15 protein-coding genes are annotated in these 17,772 nt (G+C 58.5%); 9 read left to right on the top strand and 6 right to left on the bottom strand.

Annotated features, from left to right (window positions below; translation table 11 throughout):
• Window positions 1–7 precede the first annotated feature (7 nt).
• From J3B00_RS02175 to dnaA, 6 genes are all read right to left on the bottom strand, one after another.
• Window positions 8–892, bottom strand: a complete 885-nt coding sequence (locus J3B00_RS02175; RefSeq protein WP_209863011.1) for an MBL fold metallo-hydrolase — start codon at window positions 890–892, stop codon at window positions 8–10.
• A 55-nt stretch (window positions 893–947) separates the two neighbouring features.
• Window positions 948–1,784, bottom strand: a complete 837-nt coding sequence (gene dinD / locus J3B00_RS02180; protein WP_209863014.1) for a DNA damage-inducible protein D — start codon at window positions 1,782–1,784, stop codon at window positions 948–950.
• Between the two features lie 256 nt (window positions 1,785–2,040).
• On the bottom strand, window positions 2,041–4,461 hold the full coding sequence (gyrB, locus tag J3B00_RS02185) for a DNA topoisomerase (ATP-hydrolyzing) subunit B (RefSeq protein ID WP_209863017.1): 2,421 nt from the start codon (window positions 4,459–4,461) through the stop codon (window positions 2,041–2,043).
• 4 nt (window positions 4,462–4,465) lie between these two features.
• Complete coding sequence (recF, locus tag J3B00_RS02190; RefSeq protein WP_209863020.1) at window positions 4,466–5,569, bottom strand: DNA replication/repair protein RecF; 1,104 nt, start codon at window positions 5,567–5,569, stop codon at window positions 4,466–4,468.
• A 15-nt stretch (window positions 5,570–5,584) separates the two neighbouring features.
• On the bottom strand, window positions 5,585–6,688 hold the full coding sequence (dnaN, locus tag J3B00_RS02195; protein ID WP_209863023.1) for a DNA polymerase III subunit beta: 1,104 nt from the start codon (window positions 6,686–6,688) through the stop codon (window positions 5,585–5,587).
• 40 nt (window positions 6,689–6,728) lie between these two features.
• Window positions 6,729–8,255, bottom strand: coding sequence for a chromosomal replication initiator protein DnaA (gene dnaA / locus J3B00_RS02200; RefSeq protein ID WP_209863026.1), 1,527 nt, complete (start codon window positions 8,253–8,255; stop codon window positions 6,729–6,731).
• Between the two features lie 607 nt (window positions 8,256–8,862).
• Between dnaA and rpmH the strand changes: the two genes are divergently transcribed.
• The 9 genes from rpmH (at window position 8,863) to J3B00_RS02245 (ending at window position 17,635) form a co-directional block, all read left to right on the top strand.
• Window positions 8,863–8,997, top strand: a complete 135-nt coding sequence (rpmH, locus tag J3B00_RS02205) for a 50S ribosomal protein L34 (protein ID WP_002551315.1) — start codon at window positions 8,863–8,865, stop codon at window positions 8,995–8,997.
• 13 nt (window positions 8,998–9,010) lie between these two features.
• Window positions 9,011–9,415 carry a ribonuclease P protein component gene (gene rnpA, locus J3B00_RS02210; RefSeq protein WP_119137075.1) on the top strand — a complete coding sequence of 135 codons (405 nt, stop codon included), beginning with the start codon at window positions 9,011–9,013 and terminating at the stop codon, window positions 9,413–9,415.
• Window positions 9,408–9,653: a membrane protein insertion efficiency factor YidD gene (yidD, locus tag J3B00_RS02215; RefSeq protein WP_209863029.1), complete on the top strand. Its 246-nt coding sequence runs from the start codon at window positions 9,408–9,410 to the stop codon at window positions 9,651–9,653. Before rnpA ends, yidD begins: the two co-directional genes overlap by 8 nt.
• A 2-nt stretch (window positions 9,654–9,655) precedes the next feature.
• Window positions 9,656–11,341 (top strand): membrane protein insertase YidC, encoded by a 1,686-nt coding sequence (yidC, locus tag J3B00_RS02220; RefSeq protein ID WP_209863032.1) that lies wholly within the window; start codon window positions 9,656–9,658, stop codon window positions 11,339–11,341.
• 93 nt (window positions 11,342–11,434) lie between these two features.
• Window positions 11,435–12,805 carry a tRNA uridine-5-carboxymethylaminomethyl(34) synthesis GTPase MnmE gene (gene mnmE, locus J3B00_RS02225; protein WP_209863035.1) on the top strand — a complete coding sequence of 457 codons (1,371 nt, stop codon included), beginning with the start codon at window positions 11,435–11,437 and terminating at the stop codon, window positions 12,803–12,805.
• 598 nt (window positions 12,806–13,403) lie between these two features.
• On the top strand, window positions 13,404–15,296 hold the full coding sequence (gene mnmG, locus J3B00_RS02230; protein WP_209863038.1) for a tRNA uridine-5-carboxymethylaminomethyl(34) synthesis enzyme MnmG: 1,893 nt from the start codon (window positions 13,404–13,406) through the stop codon (window positions 15,294–15,296).
• Window positions 15,293–15,943, top strand: coding sequence for a 16S rRNA (guanine(527)-N(7))-methyltransferase RsmG (rsmG, locus tag J3B00_RS02235; RefSeq protein WP_209863041.1), 651 nt, complete (start codon window positions 15,293–15,295; stop codon window positions 15,941–15,943). Before mnmG ends, rsmG begins: the two co-directional genes overlap by 4 nt.
• An 18-nt stretch (window positions 15,944–15,961) precedes the next feature.
• Window positions 15,962–16,753, top strand: coding sequence for a ParA family protein (locus tag J3B00_RS02240; protein ID WP_209863044.1), 792 nt, complete (start codon window positions 15,962–15,964; stop codon window positions 16,751–16,753).
• 9 nt (window positions 16,754–16,762) lie between these two features.
• Window positions 16,763–17,635, top strand: a complete 873-nt coding sequence (locus J3B00_RS02245; RefSeq protein ID WP_209863048.1) for a ParB/RepB/Spo0J family partition protein — start codon at window positions 16,763–16,765, stop codon at window positions 17,633–17,635.
• The last annotated feature ends 137 nt before the right edge of the window (window positions 17,636–17,772 follow it).

Below are 17,772 nucleotides of genomic sequence, written 5' to 3' on the forward strand. Positions count from 1 at the left end.
GTTTCCTTTAAAACCTGTTCAACGGGATCTTCAGATAGCGCACGCCGTTGTCTTCCGGCTCGGGCAACTGGCCGCTGCGCATGTTGACCTGCACCGAGGGCAGCATCAGCACCGGCATGTCCAAGCTGGCATCACGCGCCTCACGCATGGCGACGAAGGCCTCCTCGCTAATGCCATGGTGGATGTGGATATTGTCGGCGCGCTGCTCGGCCACGGTGGTGACGTAACGCAGCGCCCGGCCATTGGGCAGGTAGTCATGGCACATGAATAGCTGGGTCTGGTCAGGAAAAGCCAGCAAGCGGCGAATTGAGCGATATAGCGTACGCGCGTCGGCACCGGGGAAATCACAGCGAGCAGTGCCATAGTCCGGCATGAATAAAGTATCGCCGACGAATACCGCGATCTCGCCGCCATCCTCGACCATGTAGCTCATGCAGGCTGGGGTATGCCCGGGCGTGTGCAGGGCACGTGCACGCAGGTTGCCGATGAAGAAGACCTCCTCATCTTCGAGTAAGACGTCGAACTGGCTGCCGTCCCGGGCAAATCCGGGCTCGGCATTGAACAGCGTGCCAAAGGTCTTCTGCACTTGAGTAATGCAGGCGCCGATGGCGATGTGTCCGCCCAGTTTTTCCTTGAGATAGGCGGCCGCCGACAGGTGATCGGCGTGCACGTGGGTCTCGAGGATCCAATGCACCTTGGCACCGAGCGATTCGACCAGAGCGATCAGCTTGTCGGCCGATGCCGTGCTGGTGCGGCCCGACTTGGGGTCATAGTCGAGCACGCTGTCGATCAACGCGCACGCCAGGGTCTGGCGGTCCAGGAGTAGATAACTGATGGTCGAGGTCGCTTCGTCGAACAGCGCTTCAACCAGAATATTGCTACCGATGATCATCAGGCCTCCAGACCGTCGCTACTGACATCTCAGTGAGACAGTAATAATTGACTGCCTACTCCTCTTTCTTCGTGCTCTTCAGTCTTTGAATTGAAGACTCGACATGTTTGATGCTGTGCTCCGGGGTAGGGAGGTCTTCAGGCATCGTGCCTCCAAGTTCGGCAATGGTCTCGCGCACTTTACTGCCCACCTCAAAGTGCACTTGGTTAGCTTGATGCTTACCTTGGATTTGGTCACGACGCAGTTTCTCTTCCGCTTGTGTTGCTCGGAACAGGTTAGCGGCCAACTCAGTCGATCCCATGTGATCGAGAATCTTATGGCTTTTTTTTAGTCCTTTACGCTGGTGAATAGCTTTCTGATCCAGCCCGCCATAGAGACCTTGATAACCATGGTTCTGAAAGATGGCGAAATCCAGACCAGTCTGTACGCCTGCCAATTGGGCCGTTTCTACCAGCTGCTTATTGTGCTCGCGTAACTCGTTACGCAGAAGAAGGCGTTTCTGGTCCTCTTTGAGCCGCTGGAAGGAGGCGTCATCGGCAATTTCCTGGCGACGCGTCTGAACTGCAAAGTAGGTCTGTCCAGCAGCAATTACGGGCTTAGATGGGTCGCCGTTCTGGACTACCAGGTAGCAGGCGTAACGCGAAAGATGGATGTCATCCAGCTCCCGCTGCGAGCCGGAGCCTATTGGGACCATTTTGTTGGCTTCGACAAAATGGTCCGATACCTCGTGCGAGCTCAGTGCGCACGCACTCTTCGCTTTGTTGATGACATTTTCAAAGTTCCGCCACGCGCTGTACTCCAAGAGTGGAGCAAGCTCACGGGCAGACCAATACTCAAATCCCTCGTTCGTAAGGTGCTTGAGCCCTTCAAAGGAACGGTGCTGCTCACTCATCATCAGACCTCATTGGGTACTGGGCGGGATTTCACGATCAATCCTATCAGCCGTTTTGCGCTTGTAATTATCCCGAAATCCCTGAATACACGTTCTGCTGATTTGTATCGTGTTCATTCATCGGCTCCCCTTTCCTTTACCCTGGCCGGTAGATGGCACAGGGTAAGTGCTATGAAATTTATCGAGAGCAAAAAAAACCCTGGCCGAGGCCAGGGTTTTGAGTTGATGAGCATCAGAAAACTCATCGAAACACGAATCAGAAGTCCAGGTTAGACACCGACAAGGCGTTGCTTTCAATGAACTCACGGCGAGGTTCCACCGCGTCACCCATCAGGGTATTGAAGATCTGGTCAGCAGCGATTGCATCTTCAATAGTGACCTTGAGCATGCGCCGTACGGCTGGATCCATGGTGGTTTCCCACAGCTGATCCGGGTTCATTTCGCCCAGACCTTTGTAGCGCTGGATTGTGTGACGCTTGGCAGTTTCGTTCATCAGCCAGTCGAGGGCTTCCTTGAACTCGGTCACTGCCTTGCGACGCTCACCACGTTTAACATACGCACCTTCACCGAACAGGGTGGTCAGCTTGCCGCCCAGGTTGACCACGGTACGGTAGTCATTGCTACCGAAGAAGTCGCGGTTGAAGGTGATGTAGCTGGCCAAGCCATGGGAAGTGATCTCGACTTCCGGCAGCCACACGTTACGCTCTTTGTCCTCACGCAGGCTGGCGTTGTAAGCCAGGCCCGACTTCTGGTTGAGCGTAAGACGCTGCTGGAATTTGCCCAGCCAGGCCTGCATGTGCGCGTGGTCGCCCAGTTGCTCGACCGTGATTTCATCCATGTAGATGAAGTGCTCGGTGAGCTCCAGTGGATACAACCGCGAGAGGCGCTTGAGCGTCTTCATCACACCACGGAATTCGTTCACCAGGCTTTCGAGTTGCACACCCGATACCGCTGGCGCCGACTCGTCCAGGTGCAGGCTGGCATCTTCCAGGGCCGACTGCGTCATGTACTCTTCCATGGCGTCGTCGTCTTTGATGTATTGCTCTTGCTTGCCTTTCTTCACCTTGTACAGCGGCGGCTGAGCGATGTAGATGTAGCCGCGCTCGACCAGCTCCGGCAACTGACGGAAGAAGAAGGTCAGCAGCAGGGTGCGGATGTGCGAACCGTCAACGTCAGCATCGGTCATGATGATGATGTTGTGATAACGCAACTTGTCGATGTTGTACTCTTCGCGGCCGATACCACAGCCCAACGCAGTGATCAGCGTGCCGACTTCCTGCGACGAGATCATCTTGTCGAAGCGAGCTTTCTCGACGTTGAGGATCTTGCCTTTGAGCGGCAGAATCGCTTGGGTACGACGGTTACGGCCTTGCTTGGCCGAGCCACCTGCGGAGTCACCCTCCACCAGGTACAGTTCGGAGAGGGCAGGGTCCTTCTCTTGGCAGTCAGCCAACTTGCCCGGCAGGCCGGCGATGTCCAACGCGCCTTTACGGCGAGTCATCTCGCGCGCCTTACGTGCCGCTTCACGGGCACGAGCGGCATCGATCATCTTGCCGACCACAGCTTTGGCTTCGTTGGGGTTTTCCAGCAGGAAGTCGGAGAAGTACTTGTTCATCTCCTGTTCCACGGCGGTCTTCACCTCCGAGGAAACCAACTTGTCCTTGGTCTGCGAGCTGAACTTCGGATCCGGAACCTTGACCGAAATAATCGCGGTCAAACCTTCGCGGGCGTCGTCACCCGTGGTGGCTACCTTGTTCTTCTTGGCCAAGCCTTCTTGCTCAATGTAAGCGTTCAGGCTGCGGGTCAACGAAGAGCGGAAGCCGACCAGGTGAGTACCACCGTCGCGCTGCGGAATGTTGTTGGTGAAGCACAGCAGGTTTTCGTTGAAGCTGTCGTTCCACTGCAAGGCGACTTCTACACCGACACCATCTTCACGCTGGATATTGAAGTGGAAGACCTGGCTGTTGACCGGGGTCTTGTTGGTGTTCAGGTATTCAACGAATGCGCGCAAGCCGCCTTCGTACTTGAAGAACTCTTCCTTGCCGCTGCGTTCGTCCTTGAGCAGGATGCCAACGCCGGAGTTGAGGAAGGACAGTTCACGAATCCGCTTGGCCAGGATGTCCCAGCTGAAGTGGATGTTCTTGAAGGTTTCAGCCGATGGCTTGAAATGGATGTGGGTACCGGTGCTTTCGCTTTCGCCCACCACCGCCATGGGTGCCTGTGGCACGCCATGCACGTAGGTCTGTTCCCAGACCTTGCCGCTGCGGCGTACGGTCAGGATCAGTTGCTCAGAAAGGGCGTTCACTACGGAAACGCCTACACCGTGCAGACCACCAGAAACCTTATAGGAGTTGTCATCGAATTTACCGCCTGCGTGCAGGACGGTCATGATGACCTCGGCCGCCGATACACCTTCTTCTTTGTGTACGTCGACTGGAATACCGCGACCGTTGTCGCGCACGCTGATGGATTCATCAGGGTGGATGATGACGGTAATGTCATCGCAGTGACCGGCGAGGGCTTCGTCGATCGAGTTGTCGACAACCTCGAAGACCATGTGGTGCAGGCCGCTACCATCATCGGTGTCGCCAATGTACATGCCGGGACGTTTGCGCACGGCATCCAGCCCTTTCAACACTTTAATGCTGGAGGAGTCGTACGTTTGATTTTCGCTCATGCCTTCACTCCCGATGGTCGTGGGTCTGGGTGATACGGCCTTGTTCCACGTGGAACAAAGCAACTGGCGTTTCCGTCTGCCAGCCTTCCCTCAGTAATTCGTGGTCTACACAGGTGATGAATACCTGGCAGCGTAATTCTTCAAGCAAGCGGCATAGTGCGCGGCGGTGCTGCTCGTCCAACTCAGACGGCAAGTCATCCACTAGATAGATACAGAGACCGCGGCGAGCCTGGCTGACCAAATGGCCTTGGGCGATACGCAATGCGCACACCACAAGTTTCTGCTGCCCACGGGACAAGATATCCGCCGCGTTGTTTACGCCAATACGTAGGCGCAAATCAGCACGCTGCGGACCGGCCTGGGTGTGGCCCATCTGCTGATCACGATGCAGAGAAGAGGCGAGTACTTCGTTGAGTTCCCGGTCCTTGTCCCAGCCGCGATAGTAGCTCAAGGTCAATCCTTCCAGCTCGACCAGTTCGCTCAGGGTTCGCTCGAAGACAGGCTTCAAGGCCTTGATGTAGTTGCGACGGTATTCATCTATCTCCGCGCTGGCCAGGCATAATTCCCGGTCCCAGGCGGCTTGCGAAGCTGGGTCAAGTGTACCATGCCGCAACCATGAGTTCCGCTGCCGCAGCGCCTTCTGCAGACGCTGCCAGGCAGCCAAGAACCGAGGTTCCACGTGGAACACACCCCAATCGAGGAATTGCCGACGAATCTTCGGCGCGCCTTCCAACAACCGGAAGCTATCCGGGTTGATCAGCTGTAGAGGCAACAACTCCGCCAGTTGGGCTGCGCTGCGCGCATTCTGGCCATCGATGCGGATGGTAAATTCCCCTTGCCGCTCCCGCGAAACACCCAGGTTGCTGGTGCCGCCTTCGGCCAACTGAACCTCGCCGAATACCGTGCAGGTAGCCTGCTCATATTGGATGACGGGGTTCAGTCGAGTACTACGGAAGGAGCGGGCCAAGCCCAGCAGATACACGGCTTCCAGGACGCTGGTCTTGCCGCTGCCGTTGGCGCCGTAAAGGATATTTATGCGGGGGGAGGGGGAGAGGGTCACTGGGTGCAGATTGCGCACCGCAGTGACCATGATACGTCTAAGGGACATTAGCTCTGCTACAGATTACAGACGCATCGGCATGACAACGTAAGAGGAATCGTCGTTACCGGCTTCCTGCAGCAGGGCACTGCTGTTGGAGTCGGACAGAATCAGACGAACCTGCTCCGTAGTCATGACACCCAGCACGTCCAGCAGGTAGCTCACGTTGAAACCAATCTCAAGCGAGCTGCCGTTGTAGTCGACGCTGATCTCTTCTTCCGCTTCTTCCTGCTCCGGGTTGTTCGCCTGGATTTTCAGTTGGCCGGCGGCCAGCTGCAGGCGGATGCCACGGTACTTCTCGTTGGACAGAATCGCAGTACGGCTGAACGCTTCACGCAGCGCCTGGCGATCACCGATGACCAGCTTGTCGCCGCCCTTGGGCAGCACGCGCTCGTAGTCGGGGAACTTGCCGTCGACCAGCTTCGAGGTGAAGGTGAATTCGCCGGTGGTCGCACGGATGTGGTGCTGACCAAGAACGATACTGACCATGCCTTCCGGATCGGTGAGCAGGCGCGCCAGCTCAAGGATACCTTTACGCGGGACGATTACCTGGTGGCGCTCGGCCTGGCCGATTGCGGCCTGCATGGAGCACAGCGCCAGACGGTGACCGTCAGTGGCAACGGCGCGCAGGGTATCGGTAGAGACCTCCAGCAGCATGCCGTTGAGGTAATAACGTACGTCTTGCTGGGCCATGGCAAAGCTGGTGCGCTCGATCAGACGGCGCAGTTTGCTCTGCTCCAGATTGCAGGTGAGCGAGCCAGGGCCTTCCTCGACCGTGGGGAAGTCATTGGCCGGCAGAGTCGACAGGGTGAAACGGCTGCGACCGGCCTTGACCAACAGCTTCTGCTCGTCGACCTTGATGTCGATCAGGACATCGCTCGGCAGGCTTTTGCAGATGTCCATCAGCTTGCGCGCCGGGACAGTGATCTCGCCCGGCTCGGCCGGCTCTTCCAGCTGTACACGGCCGACCAGTTCGACTTCGAGGTCGGTACCGGTCAACGACAGCTGCTGGCCTTGTACGACCAGCAGGACGTTGGACAGGACCGGCAAGGTCTGGCGACGCTCGACGACACCTGCGACCAGTTGCAGGGGTTTCAACAGGGCTTCGCGTTGAATGGTGAAATGCATGGTCTAGTCCCTTGCCTTCAAATAGCTGCGCCGACGCCCATCAGGTCGTCAGCGTGCGCAGCAGGTTCTTGTAGTCCTCGCGGATGTCCGCGTCGGATTCCTTCAGTTCATTGATCTTGCGGCAAGCGTGCAGCACGGTGGTGTGGTCGCGGCCGCCAAACATGTCGCCGATTTCCGGCAAGCTGTGGTTGGTCAGCTCTTTGGACAACGCCATGGCTACCTGGCGCGGACGCGCTACCGAGCGCGAACGCCGCTTGGACAACAAGTCGGAGATCTTGATCTTGTAGTACTCGGCCACGGTGCGCTGGATGTTATCCACACTCACCAGCTTGTCCTGCAGCGCCAGCAGGTCCTTGAGCGACTCACGGATCAGCTCGATAGTGATATCGCGCCCCATGAAGTGCGAGTGAGCGATAACCCGCTTGAGCGCACCTTCAAGCTCACGGACGTTGGAGCGAATCCGCTGGGCGATGAAGAACGCCGCATCGTGCGGCAGCTCTACCTTGGCCTGGTCGGCCTTTTTCATCAGGATCGCGACACGCGTTTCCAGCTCCGGCGGCTCGACAGCGACAGTCAGGCCCCAGCCAAAGCGCGACTTCAGTCGTTCTTCGAGGCCTTCGATCTCCTTCGGGTAACGGTCGCTGGTGAGAATCACCTGCTGACCACCCTCGAGCAGTGCGTTGAAGGTGTGGAAAAACTCTTCCTGGGAGCGCTCTTTGCGGGCGAAGAACTGGATGTCATCGATCAGCAGCGCATCGACCGAGCGATAGAAACGCTTGAATTCATTGATGGCATTGAGCTGCAGCGCCTTGACCATGTCGGCCACGAAGCGCTCGGAATGCAGGTACACGACCTTGGCATTCGGATTCTTCTTCAGCAGGTGGTTACCCACAGCGTGCATCAGGTGAGTCTTGCCCAGGCCCACGCCGCCATAAAGGAACAGCGGGTTGTAGCCGTGCTTGGGGTTGTCAGCAACCTGCCAGGCAGCCGCTCGGGCCAACTGGTTCGACTTACCTTCGACGAAGGTATCGAAGGTGAAGGTACGGTTCAGGTAGCTGGTGTGCTTGAGCGCACCTTCGACCTGCACCGTACGTTGCTCGCTGCGACCAGGAGCACTCGGCGCGACAGGCGTATCACCCATGGAGTCGAAGGTATGCCGCGAAGTCGGCTCTTCTACCTCGTTGACCAGCACCGGTTCAACAGCGGGAGCCTGTGCGCGCTCACTGGGTGCCGCGACCGAGGCCGGGTGAACCTGCGCCTGGGCGATGGCCGCTGCGGCAGCACTCACTGGCGCATTGGGTGCGGCACGCGGCGCTGAGCTGCGACGGCTGCCTATTAACAAGGAAAGAGCAGGCGCGATGCCGCTGCCGTGCTCACCCAGCAGTTCGAGCAAACGACCCAGGTATTTCTCATTGACCCAATCAAGAACGAAGCGGTTAGGCGCATACACGCGCAACTCGTCGCCTTCAGCTTCGACCTGTAGCGGACGGATCCAGGTGTTGAATTGCTGGGCAGGCAGTTCGTCGCGCAGAAGCTCCACGCACTGCTGCCAAAGTTCCACTGACACGGATATCCCCTGAGTTGAAAGCCGGATGAGGCAAAAGCAAACCGCCATTGTACCGGGCGAGCGGCTACTTATCCACATGAGACAGCGACTGCAACCATGACAAAGCTGCCAAATACTGCCCGAAAAGCCATTCGAGGCATGTGCATAAGCCCTGTGGATAAGCGCACCTAAGGGCTATGCACAACCCTGGGCTCAAACCTGTTGATAACTCTGCTGTGGATAAACAGGCTTTTCATCCACAGCTTTTGATCAGGCGCAGCACAGCCGCAGCACGCCTTGTGGACAACCTTTCTGATCTCTGTACAGTTGATGAATAAAGGCCTCTAGCAGGTTATCCACAGAAAAGTGGCTGTATAAGATCTATAAGTTATTCAGAAAAGCTTTATATATTCCTCTTTTATTTTTTCATCTTGTTCACGTTTCGAGATCCGGGCAAGCCTGTCTGTCTGACCTGTCGATCCCTCCTCTAGAAGCCATGTGGACGTGATGCCATCCATAAGGAAAGGCTGGTTGGAAATTGACCTATTGGCTTGCTTTCTCTAGAATCGCCGATCTCTTAAAACGGGGGCCATTCCGGCCCGTAGTCGACGAACCCAGGTAACACGCCATGAAACGTACTTTCCAACCAAGCACCATCAAGCGCGCGCGCACCCACGGCTTCCGTGCCCGTATGGCCACCAAGAACGGCCGCGCTGTTCTGTCGCGTCGTCGTGCCAAAGGCCGTAAGCGTCTGGCCGTTTGATTTTTCGGCACAGGTGGTGAGTCAGGACTTCAGTCGGGAAAAGCGACTGCTTACACCCCGGCATTTCAAAGCGGTCTTCGACTCGCCCACCGGCAAGGTTCCAGGTAAAAGCCTGCTTATCCTTGCCCGCGAGAACGGCCTCGATCACCCGCGCCTCGGCTTGGTGATCGGCAAGAAGAGCGTCAAGCTCGCCGTTCAACGCAATCGGCTCAAACGCTTGATGCGCGATTCCTTTCGCCTGAACCAGCAGATGATTGCTGGCCTGGATATCGTGATCGTCGCGCGCAAGGGCTTGGGTGAGATAGAAAACCCAGAATTGCACCAACACTTTGGCAAGCTCTGGAAGCGCCTCGCTCGTAGTCGGCCCTCTCCAGCGGTTCCTGCCGATTCTGCAGGGGTAGACAGTCACGATGCGTAAACTGGCACTCGTTCCGATCCAGTTTTACCGTTACGCCATTAGTCCCCTGATGGCCAGTCACTGTCGTTTCTACCCCAGTTGCTCCTGTTACGCTCTTGAAGCCATTGAAAACCATGGCCTCTGGCGTGGTGGGTGGCTAACCGTTCGTCGCCTGGGGCGTTGTCATCCGTGGAACGACGGCGGTTTCGATCCCGTCCCACCCGCTCCCTCCTCCCGAACTTCTTCGATAGCCGAGTAATCATGGATATTAAACGCACGATCCTGATCGTCGCCCTGGCAATCGTGGCCTACGTGCTGGTCCTCAAATGGAACCAGGACTACGGTCAGGCTGCTTTGCCGACTCAGCATGCTGCTGCCAGCAACGCTAACCCGGCCCTGCCGGATACCGTGCCGGCCGCGGGCAATAACGGCGCCAGCGCCGATGTGCCGAGCGCCAATGCCGATGGCAGCCCAGCCGAATTGGCTCCGGTCGCCGTCAGCAAGGACCTGATCCGGGTCAAGACCGACGTCCTTGAGCTGGCTATCGATCCAGTGGGTGGCGACATCGTCCAGCTGTCCCTGCCTGAGTACCCTCGTCGCCAGGACCATCCGGACATTCCGTTCCAGCTGTTCGACAACGGCAACGAGCGTACCTACCTGGCCCAGAGCGGCCTGACCGGCACCAACGGTCCGGATGCCCGTTCGTCGGGTCGTCCACTGTATGCTGCCGAGCAGAAGAGCTTCCAACTGGCTGATGGCCAGGAGCAGCTGGTCGTCGACCTGAAGTTCAGCGAGAACGGCGTCAACTACATCAAGCGCTTCAGCTTCAAGCGCGGTGAGTACGACCTGACCGTCAGCTACCTGATCGACAACCAGAGCGCTCAGGCCTGGTCGGGCAACATGTTTGCCCAACTCAAGCGTGATGCAAGCTCCGATCCGTCTTCGAGCACGGCCACCGGTACCGCGACCTACCTGGGCGCCGCCCTGTGGACGCCATCCGAGCCGTACAAGAAAGTGTCGATGAAAGACATCGACAAGGGCAGCCTGAAAGAAACCGTTTCCGGCGGTTGGGTAGCCTGGCTGCAACACTACTTCGTGACTGCGTGGATTCCGGCCAAGTCGGATAACAACGTGCTGCAGACGCGCAAGGACAGCCAAGGCAACTACATCATCGGCTACACCGGCCCGGCGCTCAGCGTACCTGCCGGTGGCAAGGTCGAAACCAGTGCCATGCTGTATGCCGGTCCGAAGATTCAGTCCAAGCTCAAGGAGTTGTCCCCAGGCCTGGAACTGACTGTCGACTACGGCTTCCTGTGGTTCATTGCCCAGCCGATCTTCTGGCTGCTGCAACATATCCACAGCCTGCTAGGTAACTGGGGCTGGTCGATTATCGTGCTGACCATGCTCATCAAGGGCCTGTTCTTCCCGCTGTCGGCTGCCAGCTACCGTTCCATGGCGCGTATGCGTGCCGTTTCGCCAAAACTGGCCGCACTGAAGGAACGCTTCGGTGACGATCGCCAGAAGATGTCCCAGGCGATGATGGAGCTGTACAAGAAAGAGAAGATCAATCCGCTGGGCGGCTGCCTGCCGATCCTGGTACAGATGCCGGTATTCCTGGCCTTGTACTGGGTACTGCTGGAAAGCGTCGAGATGCGCCAGACCCCTTGGATGCTGTGGATTACCGACCTGTCGATCAAGGATCCGTTCTTCATCCTGCCGATCATCATGGGCGCTACCATGTTCATCCAGCAGCGTCTGAACCCGACTCCGCCGGATCCGATGCAGGCCAAGGTGATGAAAATGATGCCAATCATCTTCACCTTCTTCTTCCTGTGGTTCCCGGCTGGTCTGGTGCTGTACTGGGTTGTGAACAACTGCCTGTCGATTTCGCAGCAGTGGTACATCACCCGCAGCATCGAAGCAGCGGCCAAGAAGGCTGCCGCCTGACAGGCTACTGAGCTAGCCTGTGAATAAAAACGCCCCCTAGTGGGGCGTTTTTGCTATCTGTCTTTTTGAATTTCGTCGTTGAGGCTTGCGAGCATGAACACTGTGCGTGAAACCATCGCTGCCATTGCCACCGCCCAAGGCCGCGGTGGCGTCGGTATCGTCAGACTGTCCGGGCCGCTGGCGAGCCAAGCTGGGCAGGCTATTACCGGGCGTAATCTGACGCCCCGGCATGCCCACTATGGGCCGTTCCGCGACCAGGAAGGGCTGGTGCTGGACGAAGGCATCGTGTTGTTCTTCCCTGGGCCGAACTCGTTTACCGGCGAGGACGTTCTCGAATTGCAGGGCCATGGCGGTCCGGTGGTGATGGACATGCTCCTGCAACGTTGCCTGCAGTTGGGCTGCCGTCTGGCCCGGCCGGGTGAGTTCAGTGAGCGCGCATTCCTCAACGACAAGCTCGACCTGGCGCAAGCCGAAGCCATCGCCGACCTGATCGAGGCCAGTTCGACCCAAGCCGCACGCAATGCCTTGCGCTCGCTCCAGGGCGAATTCTCCAAGCGCGTGCACAGCCTCACCGAGGCACTGATCGCACTGCGTATCTACGTCGAGGCGGCGATCGACTTCCCTGAAGAAGAAATCGATTTCCTTGCCGATGGCCATGTGTTGTCCATGCTTGATGCGGTTCGTGGGGAGTTGTCCACAGTGCAGAAGGAAGCCGGGCAGGGTGCCTTGCTCCGTGACGGCATGAACGTGGTGATCGCTGGCCGGCCCAATGCCGGCAAGTCGAGCCTGCTCAACCGCCTGGCCGGGCGCGAAGCGGCCATCGTTACCGACATCGCCGGCACCACCCGGGATATCCTCCGTGAACATATCCACATCGATGGCATGCCGCTGCACGTGGTCGATACCGCAGGCCTGCGCGACACCGATGACCAGGTGGAAAAGATCGGCGTTGAACGCGCACTGAAGGCAATCAGCGAGGCGGACCGGGTGCTGCTGGTGGTAGACAGCACTGCCCCTGAAGCCGCGGATCCGTTCGCCCTGTGGCCAGAGTTCCTCGACCAGCGGCCGGACCCGGCCAAGGTCACCTTGATCCGCAACAAAGCCGATCTCAGTGGCGAAGTTGTCGCGGTAGAGCAGTGTGAAGATGGCCATGTGACGATCACCCTCAGCGCCAAGGGCGACGATGCAGGGCTCGAGCTGCTGCGCGATCACCTCAAGTCCTGCATGGGCTATGAACAGACCGCTGAGAGCAGCTTCAGCGCCCGTCGTCGGCATCTGGAAGCCCTGCGTACCGCCAGTAGCCATCTGGAGCATGGCCGTGACCAACTGACCCTGGCAGGTGCCGGCGAGTTGCTGGCAGAAGACCTGCGCCAGGCTCAGCAGGCGCTGGGCGAGATCACCGGGGCGTTCAGCTCTGATGATCTGCTGGGGCGTATCTTTTCCAGCTTCTGCATCGGCAAGTGATCCACAGGGTCGCCTTAACCCTGTCTTTGCCGAGAATTTGATCCACAGCTGATCTGCAGGGCTGGCCTCTTCATGGGGCCAGCCCGCTTGGCCGACGTCTTTGGCGGCCCCCCTATCGGATGCAATGTTCGATTGGCCCAGCTTATTTTTCCCTTCCCTGACAAAAATTCCCTTATCGGCACGCCTCTGATTTCATCAACAGGCGGGTTTTCCGCCGTCTAAGCCCTGTGGAAAACTAACCTTCAGCTCGGTTGATAACACCCCTCCTGAACTGAGGATAAATCCGCCTGTGGATAAATAGGCGTTTAATCCACAGGCTTAACGCGCTTATCCAGAGCCCTCAGAGGCACTAGAACACAGGGTTTAATTTCTCTGTACATACCATGGAGTAAGGGCTGTAGGGTTCTATCCACAGAAAATGGCCTGTGTAAGAATAAACATAAAAACAAAGCTTCTTTAATTTCTCTCTCTATAATTTTTGTTATCCCGTTCATCCACAGCCTGGTCAAAATTTGCGCAGAAGGTTTCTTTAGAAGGCAGGAAGTCTCATACTTGTCCGCTTAACTTCTCTATTTGCAAAACAGGCACGAGGTGCGTGGTGGATTTCCCTTCCCGTTTTGAAGTGATCGTCATCGGCGGCGGCCATGCCGGTACCGAGGCTGCGCTTGCGTCTGCACGCATGGGTGTAAAAACCCTGCTGCTGACCCACAACGTGGAAACCCTCGGTCACATGAGCTGCAACCCGGCGATCGGTGGCATCGGTAAAAGCCATCTGGTCAAAGAGATCGATGCGCTCGGCGGCGTCATGGCGCTGGCTACCGACAAGAGCGGCATCCAGTTCCGCGTGTTGAACAACCGCAAGGGCCCAGCCGTACGTGCTACCCGGGCCCAGGCCGACCGCGCCATCTACAAGGCTGTGGTCCGCGAGATCCTGGAAAACCAGCCCAACCTGTGGATATTCCAGCAGTCCTGTGATGACCTGATCGTCGAACAGGACCAGGTCAAGGGCGTCGTCACGCAGATGGGCCTGCGGTTCATGGCCGACTCGGTGGTACTGACCACCGGTACCTTCCTTGCCGGGCTTATCCACATCGGCATGCAGAACTACACCGGCGGTCGTGCCGGCGATCCGCCCGCGATTGCCCTGGCCCACCGCATGCGTGAACTGCCGCTGCGCGTCGGCCGGCTGAAAACCGGGACCCCGCCACGCATCGATGGCCGCTCGGTAGACTTCTCGGTGATGACCGAGCAACCCGGCGACACGCCGATTCCGGTGATGTCGTTCATGGGCAACGCGCAGATGCATCCGCGCCAGGTCAGTTGCTGGATTACCCATACCAACGCCCGCACCCACGAAATCATTGCCTCGAACCTCGACCGTTCGCCGATGTACTCCGGGGTGATCGAAGGCGTCGGGCCGCGTTACTGCCCATCGATCGAAGACAAGATTCACCGCTTTGCCGACAAAGAGAGCCATCAGGTGTTCATCGAGCCGGAAGGCCTGAACACCCATGAGCTGTACCCCAACGGTATTTCCACTTCGCTGCCGTTCGACGTGCAGCTGGAGTTGGTGCGCTCGATCCGCGGCATGGAAAACGCCCACATCGTTCGCCCTGGCTACGCCATCGAGTACGACTACTTCGACCCGCGTGATCTCAAGTACAGCCTCGAGACCAAGGTCATCGGCGGCTTGTTCTTCGCTGGCCAGATCAACGGCACCACCGGTTACGAAGAAGCCGGCGCGCAAGGTTTGCTGGCCGGGACCAACGCTGCACTGCGTGCTCAGGGTCGGGAGAGCTGGTGCCCGCGCCGCGACGAGGCGTACATCGGGGTGTTGGTTGACGACCTGATTACCCTGGGTACCCAGGAGCCGTACCGCATGTTCACTTCGCGCGCCGAGTACCGCTTGATCCTGCGCGAAGACAACGCTGACCTGCGCCTCACCGAGAAGGGCCGCGAGCTGGGCCTGATCGATGACCAGCGTTGGGCCGCGTTCTGCGCCAAGCGCGAAGGCATCGAGCGCGAAGAGCAGCGCATGAAATCGACCTGGGTCCGCCCGAACACGCCGCAAGGCCAGGCCATTGTGGATAAGTTCGGTACGCCGCTGAGCCACGAATACAGCCTGCTCAACCTGCTCGCACGGCCGGAAATCGACTATGCCGGCCTGATCGAGGCCACCGGTGGTGAGCTGCTCGATCCGCAAGTTGCCGAGCAGGTCGAGATCAAGACCAAATACGCCGGTTACATCGACCGTCAGCAGGACGAGATCGCCCGCCTGCGTGCCAGCGAAGACACCCGCCTGCCTGTGGATATCGACTACACGACGATTTCCGGGTTATCCAAGGAGATTCAAGGCAAGCTCGGCCAGACCCGGCCGGAGACCCTTGGCCAGGCGTCGCGCATCCCTGGCGTCACTCCGGCGGCGATTTCCCTGTTGCTGATTCACCTGAAAAAACGCGGCGCAGGCCGCGAATTGGAGCAAAGCGCTTGAGTTCTTTGGTCACCCCGCAACACGCAGAAGAGTTGTCCACAGGCGCGCGCCAGCTCGGTGTCGAGCTGAGCCCGCAGCAGCACGAGCAGCTGCTGGGCTACCTGGCCCTGTTGATCAAATGGAACAAGGCCTACAACCTGACCGCGGTGCGCGACCCGGACGAGATGGTTTCGCGCCATCTGCTCGACAGCCTCAGCGTCATGCCGTTTATCCACAGCGACGCGCTCAGCTGGCTCGATGTGGGCAGTGGCGGTGGCATGCCGGGCATACCTTTGGCTATCCTGCACCCGGACAAGCAAGTAACCCTGCTGGACAGCAACGGCAAGAAGACTCGCTTCCTCACCCAGGTGAAGATGGAGCTGAAACTGGACAACCTGCAGGTTATCCACAGCCGGGTCGAAGAGTACCAACCTGCGCAGCCGTTCTGCGGGATCATCTCGCGGGCGTTCAGCAGCATGGAGAATTTCACGGGCTGGACCCGCCATCTGGGCGACACGCGGACGCAGTGGCTTGCAATGAAAGGGCTGCATCCTGCCGATGAACTGGTAGCATTGCCCGCAGACTTCACAGTGGAAAGCGAGCAGGCTCTGACCGTTCCGGGTTGCCAGGGCCAACGCCATCTGCTGATACTGCGCCGCAAGGCATGACTGGGAACGCACGCAACAATGGCTAAGGTATTCGCAATCGCGAACCAGAAAGGTGGTGTGGGTAAAACCACCACCTGTATCAATCTCGCCGCATCGCTGGCTGCGACCAAGCGTCGTGTGCTGTTGATCGACCTCGATCCGCAGGGCAACGCGACCATGGGCAGTGGGGTCGACAAGCACGAGCTCGAGCACTCGGTCTATGACCTGCTGATCGGCGAATGCGACCTGGCCCAGGCAATGCGCTTCTCCGAGCACGGTGGCTTCCAGCTCCTGCCGGCCAACCGCGACCTGACCGCCGCCGAGGTGGTCCTGCTGGAAATGCAGGTCAAGGAGAGCCGTCTGCGCAACGCGCTGGCGCCGATCCGCGAGAGCTACGACTACATCCTCATCGACTGCCCACCGTCGTTGTCGATGCTGACGCTCAACGCCCTGGTCGCTTCCGATGGCGTGATTATCCCCATGCAGTGCGAGTACTACGCACTCGAAGGTCTCAGTGACCTTGTGGATAACATCAAGCGCATTGCTGCCCGGTTGAACCCGCAGCTGAAGATCGAAGGCTTGTTGCGCACCATGTTCGACCCGCGCCTGAGCCTGAACAACGACGTTTCGGCGCAGCTCAAGGAACACTTCGGCGAGCAGCTGTACGACACGGTCATTCCGCGCAACATTCGCTTGGCCGAGGCCCCGAGCTTTGGCATGCCGGCCCTGGCCTACGACAAGCAATCGCGTGGCGCCCTGGCCTACCTGGCCCTGGCCGGTGAACTGGTACGCCGTCAACGCCGTCAATCACGCACTGCACAAACAACTTAAGGAATCCGCATGGCCGTTAAGAAACGGGGTCTCGGACGTGGGTTGGATGCACTGCTCAGTGGTCCTTCCGTCAGCTCGCTCGAAGAGCAGGCTGTCAAGATCGACCAGAAAGAACTGCAACACCTGCCGGTCGAGCTGATCCAGCGTGGCAAGTACCAGCCACGCCGTGACATGGACCCGCAGTTGCTGGAGGAACTCGCCGCCTCGATCCGTATTCAAGGCGTGATGCAACCGATCGTGGTCCGTCCGATCGGCGACAACCGCTTCGAGATCATCGCCGGTGAACGCCGCTGGCGCGCGACTCAGCTGGCCGGTCTCGACACCATCCCGTCGATGGTCCGCGATGTGCCCGATGAAGCCGCCATTGCCATGGCACTGATCGAAAACATCCAGCGTGAGGACCTCAACCCGCTGGAAGAGGCGATTGCTCTGCAACGTCTGCAGCAGGAATTCGAACTGACCCAGCAACAAGTGGCCGACGCTGTCGGCAAGTCGCGGGTGACCGTGGCCAACCTGCTGCGCCTGATCTCGCTGCCGGAGGCGATCAAGACCATGCTCGCCCATGGCGATCTGGAGATGGGCCACGCGCGTGCTTTGCTGGGTCTGGAAGAAAATCGTCAGGAAGAAGGGGCGCGTCATGTTGTCGCACGTGGGCTCACCGTGCGCCAAACCGAGGCACTGGTTCGCCAGTGGTTGAGCGACAAACCTGATCCGGTCGAACCGAGCAAACCTGATCCGGACATCGCCCGCCTCGAACAGCGTCTCGCAGAGCGCCTGGGCTCGGCGGTGCAGATCCGTCATGGCAACAAGGGCAAAGGGCAATTAGTGATTCGCTATAACTCGCTTGACGAGTTGCAAGGTGTCCTTGCTCACATCCGCTGAAACAATTCCTGTTGTAGCGCGCAGTCGGAAATCACTACCCAAGAGTTGAATAGGGGTTAATCCACCCCTATACTCTGCGCGCATTTTGTCGGCACAAATTATGCCAAGTCGTTGCTGACTTGATGGTCGACTTCCGA

This window comes from Pseudomonas sp. BP8, from assembly GCF_017875955.1.
GTDB lineage: Bacteria > Pseudomonadota > Gammaproteobacteria > Pseudomonadales > Pseudomonadaceae > Aquipseudomonas.